Origin of the sequence: Paenibacillus sp. MCAF9 (assembly GCF_052114265.1) — a bacterium.
In the GTDB taxonomy this organism is placed as follows: Bacteria; Bacillota; Bacilli; order Paenibacillales; family Paenibacillaceae; genus Pristimantibacillus.
In genome coordinates this window covers 318,164-338,384 of sequence record NZ_JBFREL010000003.1, presented here as the reverse complement: position 1 = coordinate 338,384, position 20,221 = coordinate 318,164, and the positions used below count along the sequence as shown (strand labels likewise).

The window sequence follows — 20,221 nt, the reverse complement described above, 5'->3', positions numbered from 1 at the left end:
ACAGGCATGCTGCCATCGCAGCATGCCTGTTTTTTTGTTTGAGACTAATGAGCACTAATCCTCGATAGCGGCTTTTTTGCTGTTGATCGCTTTAATTCGTTCAACATCAAACTTCGGTTGACGATCGTAAGTATAAAGCCCATTCACTTCTTGTTCCACGTCATAAAGCTGTGTATAACAGAACCCGAACATATTAGGATTCTCAAGAAGAGTGCTGGTCAAGCCGTCATATCTTTCAATAAATTGCTCGACGCTTTGTGGGCGATCCCCGTAGCCCCAGCTTTTCTCGTCGGACTGATTTGGATTCCACCAAATTCCGCCATACTCACTGACGAAATAAGGTTGGCCGTTATAGCTTTGTCTATCGGGGAAGGAAACCCACGCCTCGCCTTTCTCGGCAAACGGCTGATAACGTTCCCTGAATGTAACAGGATTCTGATCATAATCGTGAACGTCAAAAATGTCCGTAACAACATGGAAGTTGCCGCTTGTATCGATGACAGGACGTGTTGGATCAATAGCTTTAGTCGTCTCATAAACGACGCGAAGTACGTCATTATCTTGGCGAGTGCCGCGCGATGAGTCCCAAGTTTCATTAAATGGGCACCATCCGATCAAGCTTGGATGGTTGAAGTCTCGTTCCACTCCTTCAATCCATTCCGGTAGAAATTGAGCAAGGCTGGCTGCTGTTGATATATCGAGACCCCAGTTAGCATGCTCTCCCCATACCAAATATCCAAGCTTATCTGCCCAATATAGGAATCTAGGCTCGAACATTTTCTCATGCAATCTTGCACCGTTGAAACCAAGTGCGAGCGACATTTCAATATCTTGTTTTAAATCATCGTCAGTGGGTGCTGTATAAATGCCTTCAGGATAAAAGCCTTGATCAAGAACGAGCCGTTGGAATACGGATTTGCCATTAATACGGAACGCCTTGCCATCCAATTGAATGGAACGCAAACCGAAATATGAAGAAGCTGAGTCCAATACTTCGCCATCTCGTATGAGCTCAAGCTCCAGATCATAAAGAACAGGTGAATCGGTGTTCCATAATTTGATTTTGGAGAGGGGCAGCGTTAATGAAACGGACATCGAGCCGGCGTTTGCCGTTTGTTTTCCTACCGACAGGCCATCGAGCAGCGCATTACAGCGGAACTGTACATCTTTTGTGTTTCCAGACAGCTTGGCAGTTACGTGCAGGCAGCTGTTCTCCGGGTCTGGAACGAAACGGCAAGATTCTATATATGTTTCAGACACATGCTCAAGCCAAACTGTTTGCCATATGCCAGTCGTGCGGGTATAGTCGCAGCCTTGTGAATGGTAGGTACCGCTCTGCTTGCCGCGCGGTTGTAAGCCAGAGCGAGTATCGTCCTCGGCATATACGGTAACCACATTTTCACCTTGCTGCAGGGCATCTGTAATATTGAATGAGAAAGAACTGTAACCGCCTCGATGCTTGCCTACATGCTTGCCATTAACCCACACCTGAGCCTCGTAGTCTACCGCTCCAAAATGCAATAATGTATGTCCACCGCTCCAGTTGTCAGGAAGCTTGAAGCTTCGTTTGTACCAAACGGCTGGAATGAAATCAGTATGCCCAATGCCTGACAGCCGGCTCTCTGGACAAAAGGGGACGATGATGCGTTGAGATAGCTTTTGCTCGTCTCGGTTTAATCCGCGCGAGATACCGCTTTTTCCAGGATCCATTTCAAATTGCCATTCACCATTTAAATTGAGCCATGAATTTCGAGTGAACTGGGGTCTTGGGTATTCAGGGCGAGGGATTTGCTGCTGTTCCATTTTTCATTCCTCCATTATATTAATTTTAAAGTTAATAATAAGTTCTTATATTATTGATTTTAATGAATATTAGACCGAATTGTCAATGAATAATTAATTTTAATCTTTTGTAATTAACTTATAAATTAATTAAATGAATATTTAAAACACCAATCTAAAAGAAGATGGTATTAAATCGATACTATTAACTGATTAACAATACTGAATAAAAATACTGATCAATACTAATGAGTAACATTACTGAGTACCATTACTGATTAAAAATACTAATCAAAGTTACAGCCGTAAAATAACCTAAGTAGCCGTACTAAACCTAATTGTGAGCACTTCATATTTTCCAAGAGGTATCGTACAATGAGAAATAAAGAGGGGGTGAAAAGGAGCTGATCAAGCCGGGTGAATATTAATTTAATGCTGTCCTGTTAAAAAAAGCCTGCATCAGAGTTGATCTGCTGCAAGCCATGAGAAAAAACAATATTCAGCAATGCATAATGATGCTACTGCCCACTCTTAATTTTCGTGAAAAACGTGCTAATTGCGTAATATGCCGCGCCGCGTACAGCTGACTGCTCTTGAAGCTCTGCAAACAAGATTCGCATACGTTCGCGATGATACGAAAGTGTGCGCTGATCGACGGCAGCTTGTACGGCCGGCTCCAGCCATTGAGCAGCACGGCTCATACGGTTGCCAATAATGACAACGTCAGGATTAAATACGTTGACGATATTAGCAATGCCCGCGCCCAAATAATCGCCAATCGAGCGTATATGCGCGATAACTCGTTCATCTCCAGCTGTTGCAGCAAGCAGCAGATCTTCCAAGTTCTCAAAGCCTAACGATGCTGTACTCTCAAGCAAAGCATTCTCCGAAGCATATAGCTCCCAACAGCCCCGATTGCCGCAGCTGCAAGGTTTGCCGTCATACTCAATCGAGAGATGGCCGAGCTCACCCGAGAATCCTGACGCACCCTTATATAATTCCTTGTTCAAAATAATGCCTGTTCCAATACCGATCCCGACGCTGACATAAATTTGGTTGGCGATGCCTCGTCCTGCCCCATATTTCTGCTCTCCTTGCGCGCCCGCATTCGCTTCATTGTCTATCGTAACGGGAAGATTGAAGCGCTCTTCAAGCTGCTGCTGCAGCTCAACTTGTCGCCATTTTAAGTTTGGTGCAAAAAGGATCGTGCCATTGTCGTCCACGATACCTGGTACGCCGACGCCGATTCCGACAATCCCGTATGAGCTCTCTGGCGCATCATTAATAAGCAGCTCAATACATGAAATTAACTGTCCAATAACATGATAAGCATCCTGCTGCTTCAGACTGCGCTGCTGCTCGGCAATCACATTGCCTTCGAGGTCTACGAGCAGGCCGCGAATATAATTGACACCGAGATCGATGCCGACAGCATAACCAGCCGTACCATTAAAGAGCAGCATGACAGGTTTGCGCCCGCCGCTGGATAACCCGGGACCATTCTCAACGACGAGATGGGTGTCGATCAAATCCTGAACGAGGCTGGAAACAGTCGCCTTATTTAATCCCGTGAACTCCGATATTTGAGCTCGAGAGAGCGGGGCATTACCAAGCACCGCTTCAAGCACGATGGCTGTATTTATTTTTTTGATGAGCGCTAAGTCGCCTGTTGGTTTCCTTTTCAAAAAAGAATGCCTCCGTCCAAATAAAAATATTTATTATTGTATCATGAAAAGCCTAATCTAGAGCCTACTAGATGGGGATGCGGATTTTGAGTCATCTAAGTCAAATAAGTACTCAATTTATTTTAACACAAAAACTTAGTTTGTTTAATAGACAAACTAAGTAAAGGCATGTTATTCTTTATGTAAGCACTATCATAAACTTCTAATCCATGAAGGAGGATTTTGATTACGATGACTTATTTTAAAAATATTAACACAATCCAATTTGAAGGTAAGGGCTCAGACAATCCGCTTGCATTCAAACATTACGATCCAAACCAAGTTATTATGGGCAAAACGATGGAAGAGCATCTTCGCTTCGCAGTTGCTTACTGGCATACATTTAATGCGAATGGTTCGGACCCATTCGGATCAGCTACTATGGTTCGCGGCTGGGATCAATATACAGGCCTTGACCGCTCGAAAGCGCGTGTTGAAGCTAACTTTGAATTCATGACTAAATTAAATATTCCTTTCTTTGCTTTCCACGATGTGGACATTGCACCTGAAGGCGAAACGCTGCAAGAAACGAACAAAAATCTTGATGTTATCGTAGCTTTATTGAAGGACAACATGAAATCCTCCGGTAAAAAGCTGCTTTGGAACACTGTTAATATGTTCACAAATCCGCGTTTTGTTCATGGCGCTGGCACAACTTGCAATGCTGACGTTTATGCTTATGCTGGTGCGCAGCTGAAAAAAGGTCTTGAAGTGGGTAAAGAGCTTGGAGCGGAAAACTATGTTTTCTGGGGCGGCCGCGAAGGTTACGAAACACTTCTTAACACGGACATGGGCTTTGAGCTTGATAACCTAGCACGCTTGTATCATATGGCAATCGCTTACGCGAAGGAAATTGGCTTCGACGCGCAATTCCTGATCGAGCCAAAACCAAAAGAGCCAACTAAACATCAGTACGACTATGACGCAGCAACAACGATTTCATTCCTGCAAAAATACGGATTGAAGGATCATTTCAAACTTAACCTTGAAGCGAACCATGCTACGCTTGCTGGTCATACGTTCGAGCACGAGATTCGTACTGCTGCAATTAACGGCATGCTTGGATCGCTTGATGCGAACCAAGGCGACCTGCTTCTTGGCTGGGATACAGATGAATTTCCAACCGATCTATATTCAACTACACTAACGATGTTTGAAGTATTGAAAGCTGGCGGCATTGGCCGCGGCGGCGTTAACTTCGATGCGAAGGTTCGCCGTGCATCATTCGAAACGGATGATCTGTTCCTTGCTCACATTGCTGGTATGGACAGCTTCGCTTGGGGCTTGAAAGCAGCTGCCAAATTGACGGAAGAGAAAATTCTCGACAACATCGTTGACAACCGTTACCGCAGCTTTAAAGAAGGCATCGGCGCGGATATCGTATCCGGCAAAGCAACGCTTGCTTCACTTGAGCAATATGCGCTTCAAAACAATCCAATTAAAAATGAGTCCGGACGTCAAGAACGAATCCGCCTTATCTTGAGCGAAGTTATTTTCAGCGTTTAAGTCGGGAGGACTCTGACAAATGAGCTATGTAATCGGTATAGATTTAGGAACAAGCGCCGTTAAAGTGCTGCTTGTTGACCGTGATGGCACGGTAGCTGGGGAAGTCTCCCGCAGCTACCCGCTGTTTCATGCTTACTCCGGTTGGAGCGAGCAGCGGGCAGATGATTGGGTAGAAGGTACAGTTGAGGCTTTGCGTGAATTGACATCAACAGCAGGCATCGATGCCCAGTCAATTGAAGGGATTAGCTTCTCCGGCCAAATGCACGGACTTGTACTGCTGGACGGTGAAGGAAATCCTGTTCGCAACGCTATCTTATGGAATGATACGCGTACAACGGGGCAATGCCGTGAAATCGAACGCACGCTTGGAGACAAGCTGCTTAGCATTACTCGCAATCCAGCTTTGGAGGGCTTTACGCTTCCAAAAATTTTATGGGTTCGTGAGAACGAGCCGGATGCCTTCGCAAAGGCAAAGCTGTTCCTTCTGCCGAAGGATTATCTTCGCTACCGCTTAACAGGCGAGCTTCATATGGATTACTCCGATGCGGCGGGAACGCTTCTTCTTGATGTGGCTGGAAAAGCATGGAGCGAAGAAGTGCTTGAAGCGTTTGGAATTCCGGCACAATTTTGTCCACCGCTTGTTGAGTCGCATGGACTCGTAGGTACGCTGCTGCCGCAGTATGCTGACAGCACAGGGCTGCCAATCACGACAAAGGTGTTCGCGGGTGGAGCGGATAATGCATGCGGGGCGATTGGCTCCGGCATTTTATCCGAAGGGTTAACGCTTTGCAGCATTGGTACTTCCGGTGTTATTCTGTCTTACGAGAATGACAAGACGAAGGATTTTGCAGGCAAGGTGCATTTCTTTAATCACGGCAAAGAAGACTCATTTTATGCAATGGGTGTTACGCTTGCTGCCGGCTACAGCTTAAGCTGGTTTAAGAAAACATTCGCTCCGAATGAATCCTTTGATCAATTGCTCGAAGGTGTAGGTGCAGTGAAGCCGGGAGCTGGCGGACTGGTGTTCACGCCATATCTCGTTGGCGAACGCACCCCACATGCGGATCCACTCATTCGTGCAAGCTTTATCGGCGTTGACGGATCACATGAACGCATTCATTTTGCTCGTGCGGTGATGGAAGGCATTACTTTCTCGCTTAATGAGTCAGTCGATATGTTTAGACGCGCCGGCAAGACGGTTGATACGATCATTTCGATCGGCGGCGGCGCGCAGAACCCAGTATGGCTGCAAATGCAGGCTGATATTTTCGATGCAAAGGTTGTCGCATTAGAGAATGAGCAAGGACCTGGTTTAGGCGCTGCGATGCTAGCTGCATATGGTGCAGGCTGGTTCGATAGCTTGGAGTCCTGTGCAAATAAATTCGTTAAGCATGCAGATTCGTATTCGCCGCAGCCTGAAGCGGTTGCTGCTTATGCAGGCATTTTCAAAGTGTACCAGCAGGTTTATGAGCAAACAAAAGGTTTGAATGAGGCGCTAGCGCTTTATCGCGGCTAGTCGTACACAATAGAAGGGACTTTATCCTCAATTTGAGGGTGACGGTCCTTTCTTTTTTTTGGACCAATGATTCAGAAAAGTGCCTTTTATTAAAACATTTAAACTAACATTCTATCGTGAAGGAGCCTCCGCTATTGCCGGCGAAGTTTCTGCATCCCCGGAAGTGCAGTATGCGTCAGCAGAGGAAATATCATTATCAGCTAACGGCTTGAGTATAATTGCAATGGAAATGAACGAAGTGGCTCAAAAGTTCAAGCTTTAAATAAAACGTGGAGCAGCTATTATCGTTTATAGCTGCTCCAGATCATTTCGGGTCTAACACCCAGCTCTCCGGCGATCAATTCTGCCGTTAGACGCTGGGGCTTTTTTATTTTCCCATTGCGAATTTTGGAAATGGTCGTAAGAGAGATAAGCGTTGACTGAGCGAGTGAAGTGACGGATATATTTTTACTGAGCATAAGCATACGAAGCTTGTAGGAAGGGTCCTCATCCTGATTATTCATATGAAGGCTGGTTAATATGACAACAAAGTTTTTTAAGGTCCGATTGCCATTGTAAAACGGTTGAACAACTGCATCAGCATTATAGCAACGATCCCCAAGCTTAAGATGAAAGTCCACGGATTCAGCTGTTCGGTTGTTTTTCGCATATTCTAATACTCGCTTAAGCTTGCTTCGTTCATGGTCTGGAACAAGCTCAAATATGGATTTGTTCAAATAGGAAGAGGAGGGCTGCTGTACTGGTGCATAATAATGCTTAAAGCTCATAATGTTATAGCGCTCATTCACAACGGCAGATACCATTATTTTATGATGCAAAATATATTCGTCAATCCATTTTGCTTCCCGTAAATCCTTGCAAATGATGACATAAACAATGCGGTCTTCGAGCTGGAGCTTGCGGCAGGACAAACGTATATCTGCAGGAGTCGATGACTTCGTGACAAGCTTGCATTCAAGAAGCGGTGATAGGGCTTGCTCATCAGCAAGTTGATGTACGGCTTCATCAAAGGAGAGAGTTGTCTCATCTGTCGATATAATAGTAGATGGATCGAGGAGCATAAGATCTGATTTCTTAAAACCGGAAAAAGCTGCAAAAGCTTGATTGACGTCTACAATAGACCAACGGGATTCGTCCCACTCGACGATAAGCATAGGATCTGAAAGTAAATAAAATAAATGGTTCATCGATGACATCCTCCTTATCAATAGCCTAGCTGCACACTAATGTAATGATTATGTCATAAAACATAACATAATAAAATAGTTATTTGTAATTATATATCATGACGCCTTTCCATATTCTTTTTTTACATGATTTTGTATGAATAGGGTATGTTAAACAAAACGTTAGAAAGGATGATCGCTATTGTCTACGAACTCAGCCTTATTATTTGATTTTAACGACGCTCAAAGTGCAGCTCTTGCTTGCGAGACGCTGAGGGAGCTCGGATATGAGACGGTTCTTCATGAAGGAAGCAGCATGCATGTTCATTTAGAAGGAAGCGATCTCACTTCAGCACTCGAAATTGCACAGTCACATGGCGGTCAGCTCGTCGAGCAAGCGAATATCGATGCGAACGCAGTTACCGGCACTGCATACTCGCTTGATGCGATTGCAATTCCGGCACATCTTGTGAATGAGGACTGGGCTGCAGAGGGTGGACAAGACAATGATGCTGAGGAGCTGCACAATCGGGATGAAGCTGCGGATTATTCCGAGGAATTTCTTCCTGACCCCGGGACGTATGATCATTTTTCAGGGGATGTTCGAATTTAGCCGTACTTCACGTACATAATTGCAATAAAAAATGGCTGTCTCAACGTTTAACGACGTTTGACAGCCTTTTTATATCCTTACTGAATGACAGCATTAAGTCCTGCCGTATAACCTGTGGAGAAAGCCGCAGTAATGTTGTAGCCTCCGGTGTAGCCATGAATATCTAGTATTTCTCCGCAAAAAAACAAACCGCTCATGAGCTTGGATTGCATCGTCTTTGGATCGATTTCCTTTAACTGAATGCCTCCGCCGGTTACAAAAGCATCTTCAATAGATAAGGAGCCGTACACTCTAATCGGAAAATGTTTGATCAGCAGCGAAAGGGCTATCCAGTCCTGTTTTGGAATATTGTCATAAGTAAGGCTATCCGGCAATCCGGCCTTTTGAAGCAAGATGGGTATCATTTTTTCCGGCAAATAACCTTTAAGGACATTTTTAATCGTTTTTTTCGGTTCAAGCTCGGAGAGTTTCAATGTTTCCTTATAGACCTCGTCTTTGCTTTTATCAGGCACTAAGTCAATCGCAACCTCAATATTGCCCGTCTTAAATTGCTTAAGAGCTTTCACAACAAATTGACTGCATCTTAGCACAATAGGTCCGGAAATACCGAAATGTGTAAATAGCATATCGCCTTGATGCTCAATAATCTGCTTCCCTTTTGGGTTCCAAACCGACAGCGCAACGTCCCTCAGAGATAGTCCTTGCAGCTCCTTGCTTACAATGAATGGCTCATTTGACGTAAGCGGAACCTCAGTAGGAAAAAGCTCAGTTATCGTATGTCCAGCTTTTTCTGCCCATGCATAACCGTCGCCGGTTGAGCCGGTCTGGGGCACGGACTTGCCGCCGGAAGCTACGATGACACTGCGGGCACGGAATGTTTCACCAGCTTTTGTACGCACGCCTGTGACCCTTCCATTGTCATACATGATATGATCGACAGGAGCGTTCAGTATGATTTTGACACCTTGTTTGCGTACCTGCTTAACAAGCGTATCTACCACCGTTTTAGCTCTATCTGATACGGGGAACATGCGCCCGTTATCCTCTTCCTTTAAAGCAATGCCAAGGTTCTCAAAAAAGGCGATAATATCCTTATTGTTGAAATTGGAGAATGTACTGTGAAGAAAACGCCCATTGCCGGGAATATGCTTGATCAGCTCATCCAGTTCTTTATTATTCGTTACATTGCAGCGGCCGCCGCCGGATATGCCGAGTTTGCGTCCTAATTTATCGCCTTTGTCCAGGAGAAGCACTTTAGCGCCTTCCTTGCTTGCAGCAATACCCGCCATTAGTCCTGCGGAGCCTCCACCAATTACAATTGCATCATATTGCATCGCTTTCCACCTGCTATATTATTAGTAGTATTATAATACCACAAAAGAAAGGCGGCGTTTGAATGCTGCGAGATGAATGGGTCATAACTGGCGCTAAGGGGTCGCAAATATTTTTGCGGGAATGGACGTCAGAAACGATAGAGACAAAAGCTGTCGTCTGTCTCGTACACGGGATGGGGGAGCATGGCGATCGTTATGGACATGTAGCTGCTCAGCTTACTGCTGCTGGCTTTGTGCTAATAGCGCTGGATCAGCAAGGCCATGGCCGCTCTTCAGGCAAACGGGGGCATCTTCATTCACTTGGCGCAGCTGTAAGCGATGCAGCGCTTATGCTTGAAGAGGCTGGTAAACGGCACCCGGGAATGCCGATCTTCTTATACGGCCACAGTATGGGCGGCAATGTGGCGCTTAATTGTGCGCTGCGACTTCAGCCTCCAATTCGTGGACTCATATTGACAAGCCCTTGGCTTAGGCTTGCATTCAAACCGCATCCAGCTGTGGAGTGGTTTGGACGCAAATTGGCAGCGGTTGTCCCGACGATGCACCAATCTACAGGCTTAAATCCTGCCGATTTATTTCGTCCTGGCTATGACCTTGCTGCGCCAATCGTGGAAGATCCGTTATGTCATACCAAAATTACACTCCAAACCTATATGGAGATTACCGCTGCTGGCGAGTGGGCGATCGCTCATGCATCCAGCCTGCAGGTTCCGCTGCTGCTTATGCACGGCACTTCTGATCGCGTAACATCCTTTGAAGCAAGCGCGCTTGTTGCTGAGCGACTGGGAGACCAGTGTTATTTTAGAAGCTGGGAAGGCGGGTATCATGAGCTGCACAATGACGTAGAGGGGAAAGAGGCTGTTCAAGAGCTAGTTTCTTGGCTGGAAGAACAATTGTAAATAGATGTATTTTATGTTTTAATCGGATTAATAGATTGTTTCAAATAGTAAGCTATTTCACGTAAAAAACATAATATGGAATAGATTCAGAGCGTAGTAGGGGGATCGGACGTGACGTCTGTGTTAAAGGAATTGCTCTTACAATTCATTGTGTCCTTATTGCCTGTTTTCGCCTTTCAGCTTTGGTATGACAAAGACCAAAGATGGAAGGGAATACCTATTTTTATGAGCCTATTTTGCGGTGGATCGATGGTATTGTGTATGGTGACTGCTCCTGATTTATTAGGTTATGAAGTCGATTTTCGTCTCATTCCTTATGTAATAGGTTCTCTCTATGGAGGCGTGCCAACATTAGCCGTCTTAACCGTCATCTACATTGCAGTAAGAGTTCCTATGCTCGAAGGCAGCTGGGAAGTCATTAACTTTATCATTTTTGTCATTGGTTTTGTTCCGCTGATGTTGTATGCGATTCCATCTTTCCAGCGGACCTCTGTTTTAGGCAAAGAACAGAAAAAACGCAGGGGCTTAATGATCATGTCCATTTTGATCCTATATTACATTATTTCCGTTACTGGAATTATGTTATTTAATGGTATTTGGTGGACGAATATGATGATTTACGTCCAGTTGATTTCTGTTTGTGCATCGTTAATGGCAACCTGGCTCTCTATTTTTATGATCGAAAATGTTAAAGAGAAGCAGCAGCTCTATGATGAAGTGAAACGAATGTCGGTTAATTATAGCAATGAAGTGGAGAAGCTTCAGCAATTTATAGATGAGACTTCATTTGGGGTAGTCATTGTTGATCGTGAAGGCAAAATCACACATTTTAATGATATAGCCAAAACAGTGCTCAGCCTGCCTTCAAAGGATTCGGAAGTGAAGGACTTGCTTGGCGCCTCCTTCCCGCTTATTTTTCAGGACGGACATGGCGATGTTTGCATAAAGCTGCTTTCCCAGGCGTTAAACGGCAGGAAGAATACTCTCGTTCCGTATGTTAGCGGCGATAAAATGCTGCTCTTGTCAACGATTTCGATGCGTACATCGGTTAATGCTGAAAATGCAGGCGCTTCACTTATCGTTCAGGATGTAACGGAGCTTCGTCAACTTCAGAGTGAGGTTGGGCGAATGGAACGATTAAGCCTGATAGGTCAAATGGCTGCAAGCATCACTCATGAAATACGCAATCCGATGGCGGTTATTCGCGGCTTTGTCCAATTGATTCAGGAGCGCAGTCCAAAAAATCAAGAGGAATACTTTCAGATTGTGATCGATGAGCTGGATCGTGCGAATATGATTATTAGTGATTTCCTATCGCTTGCTCAAAATAGGGAACTAGCCATGGAGCTGACTTCCCTGCATGATGTTGTAAATGAACTTATACCGCTGCTTAGTGCAGATGCGAATTTGCGAGGCCAATCTATTGAAGTGAGCCTTTGCGAAGATTTACCTTTAATTATGATGAACGACAGAGAAATTAAGCAGCTTTTTCTTAATATTGCCCGTAACGGAATGGAAGCTATGGACAATAAGGGCTCATTACATATTAGTACTCGTAATAATGGGAATAAAATTGAGCTGCGGATTGCCGATCAGGGTATCGGTATACCTCCAGAGCAAATGCAGCATTTGTTCGAGCCTTTTTTCTCGACGAAGACGCAAGGAACGGGGCTTGGCCTGCCGTTATGCTTAAGCATCGCTGAGCGCCATAATGGCCGAATTGACGTAGAGTCGAAGGAAGGTGAAGGTACAGCGTTTATCGTTACTTTCACAGTGCCGGAGGAACGCGCGAGTTAATTGAAGGAGGATATTAGAGTGGAAATGGAAATACGTAAGTTGTTAGCAAACGAACAGCCACCAATGGAACTGCTCTTGTTAGCAGATCCTTCGATTAAGCTCGTAGAAGAATACATAAAACGCGGGGAATGTTTTGTAGGTGTGATAAGCAATCAAATCATTGCCGTATTTGTAATGCTGCCAACAAGGCCTGAGACTGTCGAGATCGTAAATGTAGCAGTGGCTGAGCCAAAGCAAGGTCAAGGGCTTGGAAAGCAAATGGTACTTTATGCGATCTCATATGCAAAGTATTTAGGCTACAAAACGATTGAAATTGGAACGGGCAATTCAGGAGTCAGCCAGCTTGCATTGTATCAGAAATGCGGCTTTCGAATGACGAGTATTGACCGAGACTTCTTTGTTAGACATTATCCCGAAGCGATCTATGAGAACGGAATACAGGTTGTTGATATGGTTCGTCTATCTCAGGATTTATAAGGAAAGCGCCAGCTGAGCATACTACCTCTGAAAGATAACCGGCATTTGCGGTTACATTTTATGACGAGAGGAGCGCTCACAATGACGCAGCATAATGAGGAAAAAGATCGTTCGGCTGAGCAAGCGAAGCAGGCAAAAAATAATACGGCTGCTGACAGCAAATCACCCGAATCAGCTGGTTTTGACAAAAAGCTTGATGGACCTAATCGTCCTTCAATTTAGCGCGGAGGTGTTCATATGCCAGATCATGAGCACAAGAATGAAGATGAAATGCTTAAAGATGATCCCGCTTTAGATCCTTTTGAAATCGAATTTCTACCTCAGTTTCGCGAAGGGCGAGGAAGCCGTGCGCCGTTTGTGAACTCACACGGCATCGTTATAGGCGATCATGAATATGAGTCTCCGGATTCACCATTGTCGCAGTGGAGCGAGGAAACAAATCCAGCTGTGATGGCTGGCGATGAATGGGTGCATCCGTTTAAGGATGTAGGTTTTTTAACCGCTGAAAATCGGGATATTTTTGAGGAGGGCCTTCAGCCGCAAGGAGGCATATTTACTCATCCTGACAAAAATGCGGCATTTGGTTTGGACAAGCCGAAAGACGCTCCAGTTTAAGCAAAAAAAGAACAGCCGGAGTGCGAGCGCTCCGGTTGCTTTATTTTGACTACGGAAGGTATAATAGTAGCTAAAATAAAGTAATTAAAGGAGTGTGTTTCGATGTCGATGTCATTCGAACGATACATGTTAGATATGGTGCAGCCTATGAGAGACGATCTTACTCGCATTGGTATTCAGGAGCTTCGCACACCTGAAGAAGTAGAAGAAAAATTGCCAAATGCAAAAGGAACGGCGCTTGTTGTTGTCAATTCCGTTTGCGGATGTGCAGCAGGCCAATGTCGTCCAGGGGTGGCTGATGCGCTTCAACACGATATTACTCCTGATCATTTATATACCGTATTTGCAGGACAAGATAAAGAAGCAACAGCAAAAGCTCGTGAGTTTTTCGCTCCATATCCGCCATCTTCCCCTTCAATCGCTTTGTTGAAGGATGGAGAGCTAGTACACTTTATCGAGCGCCACCAGATCGAAAATCGTTCCGCAGCGGATATTGCAGCCGATCTGACAGACGCATTCGATCGGTTTTGCCGCTAATTAGGAAGGTAACTATGAGCTTACAACAATCAATTATTCAAAGACTTGGCGTTAAGCCGCAAATCGATCCGGAGCAGGAAATTCGCAAACGGGTTGATTTCTTGAAGGAATACGTAACGAACTCGGGAACAACAGGTTTGCTTATTGCGATTAGCGGAGGAATTGACAGCGCGGTCGCAGCGGGTCTTTGCAAGCGGGCAACAGATGAGCTTAGCGCTGAAACAGGACGCGAGTATATGACGCTTGGCGTATTTCAGCCTTATGGCGAGCAATCCGATATTGCGGATAGTTATGCAGTAGCGGAAGCGTTCCAGCTTAAGCACCGCGTTGAGACGAATATTGAAGAAGCTGTGGATGAAATCGCGATTGAAGTGGAGCATAGCTTTAAGTCATTAGGCATTCCGCGTCATTTGAGCCGCGGCGGCAAAGGCAACGTGAAAGCAAGAACGCGGATGGTTATGCAATACGCGCTTGCATTCGACCTTAATCTGTTAGTCGTTGGTACAGATCATGCATCTGAAGCGATTACAGGCTTTTACACGAAATGGGGCGACGGAGCGGTTGATGTTACTCCGCTTAGTACGCTTAACAAACGGCAGGTTCGTGAGCTGGCCTCCCATATCGGCGTACCGCAAAGCGTGCTCGACAAAGCGCCAACGGCAGGCCTATGGGACGGACAAACCGACGAGGGCGAGCTAGGCATCACTTACGGTGATAATAGCGACTATCTCGAAGGAAAGTCCATTAGTGACGAGGCTCGCGAGAAGCTTGAAAAGCAATATTTGAAAACCGAGCATAAGCGCTCACCGATTCCGGGTATTTAGTGAGCTGCCTGAAGCTTCGAGCAATACAAAGACTGTCCCTTGAACCGAGAAATCGGCAGGGGACAGTCTTTTTTTATTGCAGTGGACTAGCATTTGAATAGCTAAGCGGACGCCAATGATGGAGGAGAAACGGATGGGAGATAGAATATAGTAGTTGTGAAAGGAGCTGAATGCCATGAATAATACGAAGTTAATCCTTGTTGAAGGATTGCCCGGATCTGGGAAAACGAGTACGGCACGTTTTGTGAAACAGCTATTAGATGAACAGAATATTACCAATCGCTTGTTTTTGGAGGGGGATTTGGAGCACCCAGCCGATTATGATTCCGCGGCTTATTTTACACAAGAACAATATAAGCAAATACTGCAAAAATATACGGAGCAACAGCAGTTAATCATTAAGCATTCCGAAGCTAAGGCGGACGGATATATCGTATATTACGGGAAGCTGCTAAAGGAAACAGATTCGATTAATAGTGAATATTTCGGGGATTATGATGTATATAACCTCCCTTTGGAGAGGCATCAGCAGCTCATTTTTGAAAAGTGGAGCGATTTTTCGAGACAGGCTATTAACGGGGATGAAGTGTACATATTGGAATGCTGTTTTTTGCAAAATCCGTTAACCGTCATGCTTGTACGAGACAATTGTTCCGAGGTTGAAATAACGACCTGCATTCATGAACTGAACCGCTTGATTAAGCAGCTAAATCCGGTGTTGCTCTATTTGTATCAGGATGACTTTAGACATGCATTCCCTGCTATAATTGCTGAACGGCCAACAGAATGGCTAAACTTTATTACTTGGTATTACACGGAGCAGGGCTACGGCAAAAGTAAAGAGCTCAAGGGAACTCAAGGTCTTCTCGAGGTGCTTGAGCTGCGAAAGACTTATGAATTAGCGATATTAAACGAATTGCCGATCGATAAAATGCTGTTTAATAAAAGCAGCTTGGACTGGGACAAGATTCACAGCCAAATCCAAATCAATCTGCAAAATCGTTTAAGCAGGTAATGATCAAATGAAACCGAGAATACGATACGCGATTGCGGTTGTTATAACGATGGTGCTTGGCTACAGCTCAAGGAGCTTTGCAGATTCGCTGCCTGGGTTTGTTGCAGAGCATTTTGGCGATGCGCTTTGGGCATGCATGATTTATTATGGCTTCCGCACTATAGGGGTGCACAAAAACTTGTTTTGGGCTGCTGGCGCTAGCCTCATCTTTTGTTTTGGCATCGAGTTTAGTCAGCTCTACCAGGCAGATTGGATCAATGAGATTCGCAGGACGTTTATTGGCTCTTTAGTGCTCGGGAGCGGTTTTTTGACCGTGGATTTGATCAGGTACAGCGTAGGGATTATATTTGCCATACTTGTTGATAGGTATATTATTTTTAAAAAATAAGAAGACCCTTCCACCGAAACGCGGCGGAAGGGTTTTTGATTTATGATTCAACTTGACGTACAACTGTCCAGCTCTGGGCAGCAGGCTTTAGCACAAATTTAAATAGATGTTCTCCAGATTTCTCAATAGCAACCATAATACCATCTAGAACAGGTACGATATGATGAATTTCTCCACCCGGTACAAGTTCGGCTGCCAGCGGCGTCAAGATGGGAATGAGAGCTTCCTCCAGCCAGCACCTTTCTTGATACCATTGTGGCGGTGGTAAATCAGAAGGATAACCATCAAGTGGTGCTTCAAGCTCAAGAGCCATTTTTAAGGGATCGGTTGAAAGCTTACAGCCAGCACCTATCGCTGCTACGAATCGCAAGCACAGCTCAATGGTACGGAGAATCTCTTCATCATTCACTGAGCCATTTGCATAACGAATTTCCACCGTGCCTATATCAAACCAAGCCGCGGTGTTTATTCCACATCGATGAGATTGCGGACGTCCTTTATGGAGAACGGCTTCATCGCTTGGATTAGCAATATAGCTCTCTCGCATGTCCGTAGTAACGGGCGGGCAGAACAGCAGTCGGTGCTTGCTCGTATTCAATAACGCTTGAATCGTTTGTTGATATTCCAGTGCGGCGTCTATAAGCGGGAGGACAGCATCTTCTCCCCACGGTTCGAGACCGATATGAACATGGAGTCCGCAGCTCCAATTGGCTGTTGCTCCTTGTTCCCTCAGCCTGCGTAACATGACCTGAATTTGCTCACGGTCTTCCCACGAAATCGGGGGCGGCTTAAGCTCACTGCCTGATTCCTTACCTTCTGCATCAATTTGCCGCTCATCCAAAGAAATAACCCAACCAGGCAGCAGCTCCAAGCTTTCTGGATTTCCGCCTACAAACTCAATTTCCACGCCGAAGCGCAGCTCTTTCCAATCAACGATTTTTGGCCACATTACCATCATCCTCTCCATTTATATAAGCTTCATCATGTAAAGAGAGGAGTCGAGGCGGACCACGAGATTAACGAGGGATTTTTTTTCTGAACATAAAATGTCCTCCTTATTCGAAATAATGATTGTAGTTTTGAACTAAAAAATAATGAAGAGGTATCTCTTATTATTCAAATTATATATGATTAGAAGAAAAAAGGTAAATTGAGGAGATTCGTATAATGAGCTTTACAGCTAAGCAAAAAGAAATTATTCATAAAATAGCAATTGCAGCCCATAACCAGCCGTTATTAAGCAGCGGTTTATGGTTCCACCACGATTTACGCGATAACTTTTATTATGCGTCCTATTTGTTTGCAGCTGCAGTTGATGAATCAAAGCAGCTGCCGTTTGAGAGAGAGGCTGCTAAACGAACTGCGGGATCTGTGCTCCTAGAGGTGCTCGCGCTGCAAGATCAGGATGTAGAAAGCGATACTTATGGGCATTGGCCGCTTAGACTAGAGGATGTTCCGAAGGACTCCAAGCCAAATACGTTGCCCGTGGAGCTGATGGGGAGCTTGATGGCATTTTTTGCGAGACGCTATAGGACGTTTTTTGACGAACAGCTAATCCAAGAATTTGATACAGCCCTTATCCATATTTATCGAAGCGGCTTCTACTATCAAAAAAATGTATTTGGTCATCACGATGCAAAGTATACAGCTGCAAAGCTGATTTTTGGACAAATGTTTGCCGATGCTGATTTGCTGGAGGATGGTCGCAGCAATCTTCAGCTTACATTAGCCCATATTCGCAAGTATGGCATGTCCGAATACAACAGCTTGCCTTGGTTCTGGCATTGGGTGCAGGCATTCACTTGTGCTTGGTACGAAATAGAGGACTCAGCCATTAAACAAGAGCTCGCCGATATGCTTGATTTTCTCTGGAATGAGCGAGCTGCATTCTATTTGAAAGGCGCCTTTGTCGGCGCTCATTGCCGCGGTCAGAAGCATGACATTCCGCTTGATAGCAACGTTCTGCATGATTATGTGCAATTCGGTGATTTCGAGCTTCCAGAGCAAATGCCGCGGACGGAGTATGCAGGATTTTTATTTTACGAGGCTCCTGAAACAGCTCGTCGTACGGCGCTTAATCGCAGTGAGCCAACTGAGGTGAAAAAGGCGATTACGAAGCTAACGGATGAAGGAACAAGCATGCTTCACAGCTATGCCTACATTACATCGGATTTTGCAGCGGGCGGAATGTGGGAGCGCTTCTCGGAGTTTGACAATGAGCAGCATCGCTGGGATATTTCTTTGCCATTGGGACTGCAAAACGGCGTGAATCAACTTTACTTCTTCCATCCGGCAGAGGCGAATGCGGTTGAAGATTTACGGCATCAAACCGAGTTTACGGAAGTTCTCTATTACAAAAACACAATAATGGCTCTATATCCGATTCCTTCTGACAAAGACAATACGATTATCGGGTTATTGCCATGTATGGATTGGCTGCAAGAGCCGGGCATGCTTGTTGGTCAGACTGAGAATGTGTTTTTGGCGGTTTATGTCATGCAGCCTTATGATCTGGAACTTCGTTCGGATCGCTCTATCGTTACAAGCAAAGGCTCAGAAAACGGCGTAATTGTCGAAGTAATCAGCCATAACGATGCGTTGAAGAATGGCATAAGCAGCTATGAAGAATTTGTGGAACAGGCAAAAAACAATAGGCCAGCTTGGTCTGCTGAGGAAATGCTTAGTGTGAAGTATGTGAGCCATGATAAGAGCGTACTTGAGCTAAATGTAGATGGAGAAGGCAGCAGTGAGAAATTAATCAATGGCCTTTCAGTTGATTTTAGTGAATATAGAATTTAAACGAGATGCGTATCGTTCCAGACGGAAGGAAAGCTACACTTTCCATAATTGCATAGTCATGATTCACATATCGTTCACCACTATATAGCTCTAACGAGTCATGTGATGCAGCTCCCCCATTGATACAATTTGGACAGTGAATCCAAATCGATGGGGGTATTTTTATGAAGCTTAGGAAAAAAATCGCAGGTGTCGCACTGGCAGCTATGTTGACACTAGGAGCGGCGGCTCCAGTATTCGCTCATGACGGTTGGTCTCAGACGAGTGCACCAATCGTAGCGCCGGGTCAAGTTTCCTATGTTGAGCTTATGTATGGAAACCACTCCAACGAGCACAAGAGCTATCGGTTGGAAGGGCAGTGGGGCAGCACTTCAAAAGTATATGTGACTACGCCGGCAGGGCAGAAGTCAGATATTACAGGCACTCGTTTCTACACTGGAGAGCCGGCTACGGAAACAACGCCAGCGCTAAATAATTACTTTGTTGCGTCATTTAAATCAAATGTTCCAGGCGCGTATATTATATCAACCGAAGCAGACAGCGTGTACAAGGGTGCAGAGGCTGCAACTCGCACGCTGCGCAGTGCCAAATCATTTGTAGCGATTAGCGATATTCCTGTCATTGATCGGGTCAAGGCACTTACAGGTTTCTCTAAGGAAGTAAGCCCGGATAGAGCGGAGCTCATCCCTTTGTTCAATCCTGCTGCAGTTACACCGGGTGAAAAAGTGTCGATTGAGCTGCTTCTAAAGGGCAAACCGCTTACTAATACAGCCGTTGATATTATTCGTCGCAGCAATTCTGAAGCAGTGGAGCTGAAGACCGATGATAAGGGCGTGGTTTCATTTACGACGGGTGCTGCCGATTATTACTTAGTACGTGCGAAGCCAAGCACTACGGAAGCTAAGGAAGGCGAATACAGCGCAACAAATTACGAAGCTACAATGACTTTCACGGTTCAAAATAAATCAGTGAAGCTCCCAGGCAGCGCCGTGTCTGCTAAACCACATATTTACGTAAACGGAAACGTAGTAGCTGTAAGCAGCTTGACTGTTTCAAATGGTACGACGAAAGTAGATGCAGCGTTCATTAAGCAATACGTAGACGCAGCATATAAAGGCACAGGTGCAGTAACCCTTCGTTCCGCAGCTGAGGCAGCTGGTGCTTTTGTTGAATACTTCCCTGCCGTAGGCGGTAATCAAGCAGCTGTCGCCATTTACACAAAATAAGGA

The 20,221-nt window shown here is 45.1% G+C and carries 19 protein-coding genes; 14 read left to right on the top strand and 5 right to left on the bottom strand.

Annotated features, from left to right (window positions below; all coding sequences use genetic code 11):
* Window positions 1-54: 54 nt before the first annotated feature.
* Both AB4Z45_RS07025 and AB4Z45_RS07020 read right to left on the bottom strand, forming a co-directional pair.
* A complete protein-coding gene (locus tag AB4Z45_RS07025; RefSeq protein WP_441908468.1) occupies window positions 55-1,803 on the bottom strand; it encodes a glycoside hydrolase family 2 protein in 1,749 nt (582 codons plus the stop codon).
* 497 nt (window positions 1,804-2,300) lie between these two features.
* Window positions 2,301-3,467 (bottom strand): ROK family protein, encoded by a 1,167-nt coding sequence (locus tag AB4Z45_RS07020; protein ID WP_441908467.1) that lies wholly within the window; start codon window positions 3,465-3,467, stop codon window positions 2,301-2,303.
* 231 nt (window positions 3,468-3,698) lie between these two features.
* On the opposite strand from AB4Z45_RS07020, the gene xylA reads away from it, so the two are divergent.
* The gene (gene xylA / locus AB4Z45_RS07015) at window positions 3,699-5,012 is read left to right on the top strand and encodes a xylose isomerase (RefSeq protein ID WP_076268964.1); all 1,314 of its coding nucleotides are present in this window, start codon (window positions 3,699-3,701) and stop codon (window positions 5,010-5,012) included.
* Window positions 5,013-5,031: 19 nt separating this feature from the next.
* On the top strand, window positions 5,032-6,528 hold the full coding sequence (xylB, locus tag AB4Z45_RS07010; RefSeq protein WP_441908466.1) for a xylulokinase: 1,497 nt from the start codon (window positions 5,032-5,034) through the stop codon (window positions 6,526-6,528).
* A 281-nt stretch (window positions 6,529-6,809) separates the two neighbouring features.
* Here the strand turns inward: xylB and AB4Z45_RS07005 are convergent, their stop codons facing one another.
* Window positions 6,810-7,715, bottom strand: coding sequence for a helix-turn-helix domain-containing protein (locus AB4Z45_RS07005; RefSeq protein ID WP_339204636.1), 906 nt, complete (start codon window positions 7,713-7,715; stop codon window positions 6,810-6,812).
* Between the two features lie 181 nt (window positions 7,716-7,896).
* Between AB4Z45_RS07005 and AB4Z45_RS07000 the strand changes: the two genes are divergently transcribed.
* A complete protein-coding gene (locus AB4Z45_RS07000) occupies window positions 7,897-8,307 on the top strand; it encodes a hypothetical protein (RefSeq protein WP_441908465.1) in 411 nt (136 codons plus the stop codon).
* Window positions 8,308-8,384: 77 nt separating this feature from the next.
* Here the strand turns inward: AB4Z45_RS07000 and AB4Z45_RS06995 are convergent, their stop codons facing one another.
* Window positions 8,385-9,641 carry an NAD(P)/FAD-dependent oxidoreductase gene (locus AB4Z45_RS06995; RefSeq protein WP_441908464.1) on the bottom strand — a complete coding sequence of 419 codons (1,257 nt, stop codon included), beginning with the start codon at window positions 9,639-9,641 and terminating at the stop codon, window positions 8,385-8,387.
* Between the two features lie 62 nt (window positions 9,642-9,703).
* Between AB4Z45_RS06995 and AB4Z45_RS06990 the strand changes: the two genes are divergently transcribed.
* The 9 genes from AB4Z45_RS06990 (at window position 9,704) to AB4Z45_RS06950 (ending at window position 16,193) form a co-directional block, all read left to right on the top strand.
* On the top strand, window positions 9,704-10,540 hold the full coding sequence (locus tag AB4Z45_RS06990) for an alpha/beta hydrolase (RefSeq protein ID WP_441908463.1): 837 nt from the start codon (window positions 9,704-9,706) through the stop codon (window positions 10,538-10,540).
* Between the two features lie 111 nt (window positions 10,541-10,651).
* Window positions 10,652-12,337 carry an ATP-binding protein gene (locus tag AB4Z45_RS06985; protein ID WP_441908462.1) on the top strand — a complete coding sequence of 562 codons (1,686 nt, stop codon included), beginning with the start codon at window positions 10,652-10,654 and terminating at the stop codon, window positions 12,335-12,337.
* A gap of 24 nt (window positions 12,338-12,361) precedes the next feature.
* Complete coding sequence (locus AB4Z45_RS06980; RefSeq protein ID WP_441908611.1) at window positions 12,362-12,814, top strand: GNAT family N-acetyltransferase; 453 nt, start codon at window positions 12,362-12,364, stop codon at window positions 12,812-12,814.
* Window positions 12,815-12,895: 81 nt separating this feature from the next.
* Window positions 12,896-13,036, top strand: coding sequence for a hypothetical protein (locus AB4Z45_RS06975; RefSeq protein WP_339204631.1), 141 nt, complete (start codon window positions 12,896-12,898; stop codon window positions 13,034-13,036).
* A 15-nt stretch (window positions 13,037-13,051) separates the two neighbouring features.
* Window positions 13,052-13,429, top strand: coding sequence for a DUF3905 domain-containing protein (locus AB4Z45_RS06970; protein ID WP_441908461.1), 378 nt, complete (start codon window positions 13,052-13,054; stop codon window positions 13,427-13,429).
* A 102-nt stretch (window positions 13,430-13,531) separates the two neighbouring features.
* Window positions 13,532-13,966 (top strand): BrxA/BrxB family bacilliredoxin, encoded by a 435-nt coding sequence (locus tag AB4Z45_RS06965; RefSeq protein WP_441908460.1) that lies wholly within the window; start codon window positions 13,532-13,534, stop codon window positions 13,964-13,966.
* Window positions 13,967-13,980: 14 nt separating this feature from the next.
* A complete protein-coding gene (nadE, locus tag AB4Z45_RS06960; RefSeq protein WP_441908459.1) occupies window positions 13,981-14,790 on the top strand; it encodes an ammonia-dependent NAD(+) synthetase in 810 nt (269 codons plus the stop codon).
* Window positions 14,791-14,965: 175 nt separating this feature from the next.
* Window positions 14,966-15,805 (top strand): hypothetical protein, encoded by an 840-nt coding sequence (locus AB4Z45_RS06955; RefSeq protein WP_441908458.1) that lies wholly within the window; start codon window positions 14,966-14,968, stop codon window positions 15,803-15,805.
* A 7-nt stretch (window positions 15,806-15,812) separates the two neighbouring features.
* Window positions 15,813-16,193: a DUF2809 domain-containing protein gene (locus AB4Z45_RS06950; RefSeq protein ID WP_441908457.1), complete on the top strand. Its 381-nt coding sequence runs from the start codon at window positions 15,813-15,815 to the stop codon at window positions 16,191-16,193.
* Between the two features lie 40 nt (window positions 16,194-16,233).
* On the opposite strand, the gene AB4Z45_RS06945 is transcribed toward AB4Z45_RS06950, so the two are convergent.
* A complete protein-coding gene (locus tag AB4Z45_RS06945) occupies window positions 16,234-17,142 on the bottom strand; it encodes an amidoligase family protein (RefSeq protein WP_441908456.1) in 909 nt (302 codons plus the stop codon).
* A 218-nt stretch (window positions 17,143-17,360) separates the two neighbouring features.
* Here AB4Z45_RS06945 and AB4Z45_RS06940 point away from each other — a divergent pair, with 218 nt between their 5' ends.
* Together AB4Z45_RS06940 and AB4Z45_RS06935 are read left to right on the top strand one after the other, a co-directional pair.
* Window positions 17,361-18,992: a hypothetical protein gene (locus AB4Z45_RS06940; protein ID WP_441908455.1), complete on the top strand. Its 1,632-nt coding sequence runs from the start codon at window positions 17,361-17,363 to the stop codon at window positions 18,990-18,992.
* Between the two features lie 164 nt (window positions 18,993-19,156).
* A complete protein-coding gene (locus tag AB4Z45_RS06935; protein WP_441908454.1) occupies window positions 19,157-20,218 on the top strand; it encodes a DUF4198 domain-containing protein in 1,062 nt (353 codons plus the stop codon).
* Window positions 20,219-20,221 lie beyond the last annotated feature (3 nt).

Bases quoted from the DNA above. Each gene is read 5' to 3' on its own strand.
- AB4Z45_RS06995 (WP_441908464.1), bottom strand. From the start codon at position 9,641: ATGCAATATGATGCAATTGTAATTGGTGGAGGCTCCGCAGGACTAATG.
- AB4Z45_RS06980 (WP_441908611.1), top strand. From the start codon at position 12,362: ATGGAAATACGTAAGTTGTTAGCAAACGAACAGCCACCAATGGAACTG.
- nadE (WP_441908459.1), top strand. From the start codon at position 13,981: ATGAGCTTACAACAATCAATTATTCAAAGACTTGGCGTTAAGCCGCAA.
- AB4Z45_RS06940 (WP_441908455.1), top strand. From the start codon at position 17,361: ATGAGCTTTACAGCTAAGCAAAAAGAAATTATTCATAAAATAGCAATT.
- AB4Z45_RS06990 (WP_441908463.1), top strand. From the start codon at position 9,704: ATGCTGCGAGATGAATGGGTCATAACTGGCGCTAAGGGGTCGCAAATA.
- AB4Z45_RS06945 (WP_441908456.1), bottom strand. From the start codon at position 17,142: ATGTGGCCAAAAATCGTTGATTGGAAAGAGCTGCGCTTCGGCGTGGAA.
- xylB (WP_441908466.1), top strand. From the start codon at position 5,032: ATGAGCTATGTAATCGGTATAGATTTAGGAACAAGCGCCGTTAAAGTG.
- AB4Z45_RS06965 (WP_441908460.1), top strand. From the start codon at position 13,532: ATGTCGATGTCATTCGAACGATACATGTTAGATATGGTGCAGCCTATG.
- AB4Z45_RS06950 (WP_441908457.1), top strand. From the start codon at position 15,813: ATGAAACCGAGAATACGATACGCGATTGCGGTTGTTATAACGATGGTG.
- AB4Z45_RS06970 (WP_441908461.1), top strand. From the start codon at position 13,052: ATGCCAGATCATGAGCACAAGAATGAAGATGAAATGCTTAAAGATGAT.
- AB4Z45_RS06935 (WP_441908454.1), top strand. From the start codon at position 19,157: ATGAAGCTTAGGAAAAAAATCGCAGGTGTCGCACTGGCAGCTATGTTG.
- AB4Z45_RS07025 (WP_441908468.1), bottom strand. From the start codon at position 1,803: ATGGAACAGCAGCAAATCCCTCGCCCTGAATACCCAAGACCCCAGTTC.
- xylA (WP_076268964.1), top strand. From the start codon at position 3,699: ATGACTTATTTTAAAAATATTAACACAATCCAATTTGAAGGTAAGGGC.
- AB4Z45_RS07005 (WP_339204636.1), bottom strand. From the start codon at position 7,715: ATGAACCATTTATTTTATTTACTTTCAGATCCTATGCTTATCGTCGAG.
- AB4Z45_RS06955 (WP_441908458.1), top strand. From the start codon at position 14,966: ATGAATAATACGAAGTTAATCCTTGTTGAAGGATTGCCCGGATCTGGG.
- AB4Z45_RS06975 (WP_339204631.1), top strand. From the start codon at position 12,896: ATGACGCAGCATAATGAGGAAAAAGATCGTTCGGCTGAGCAAGCGAAG.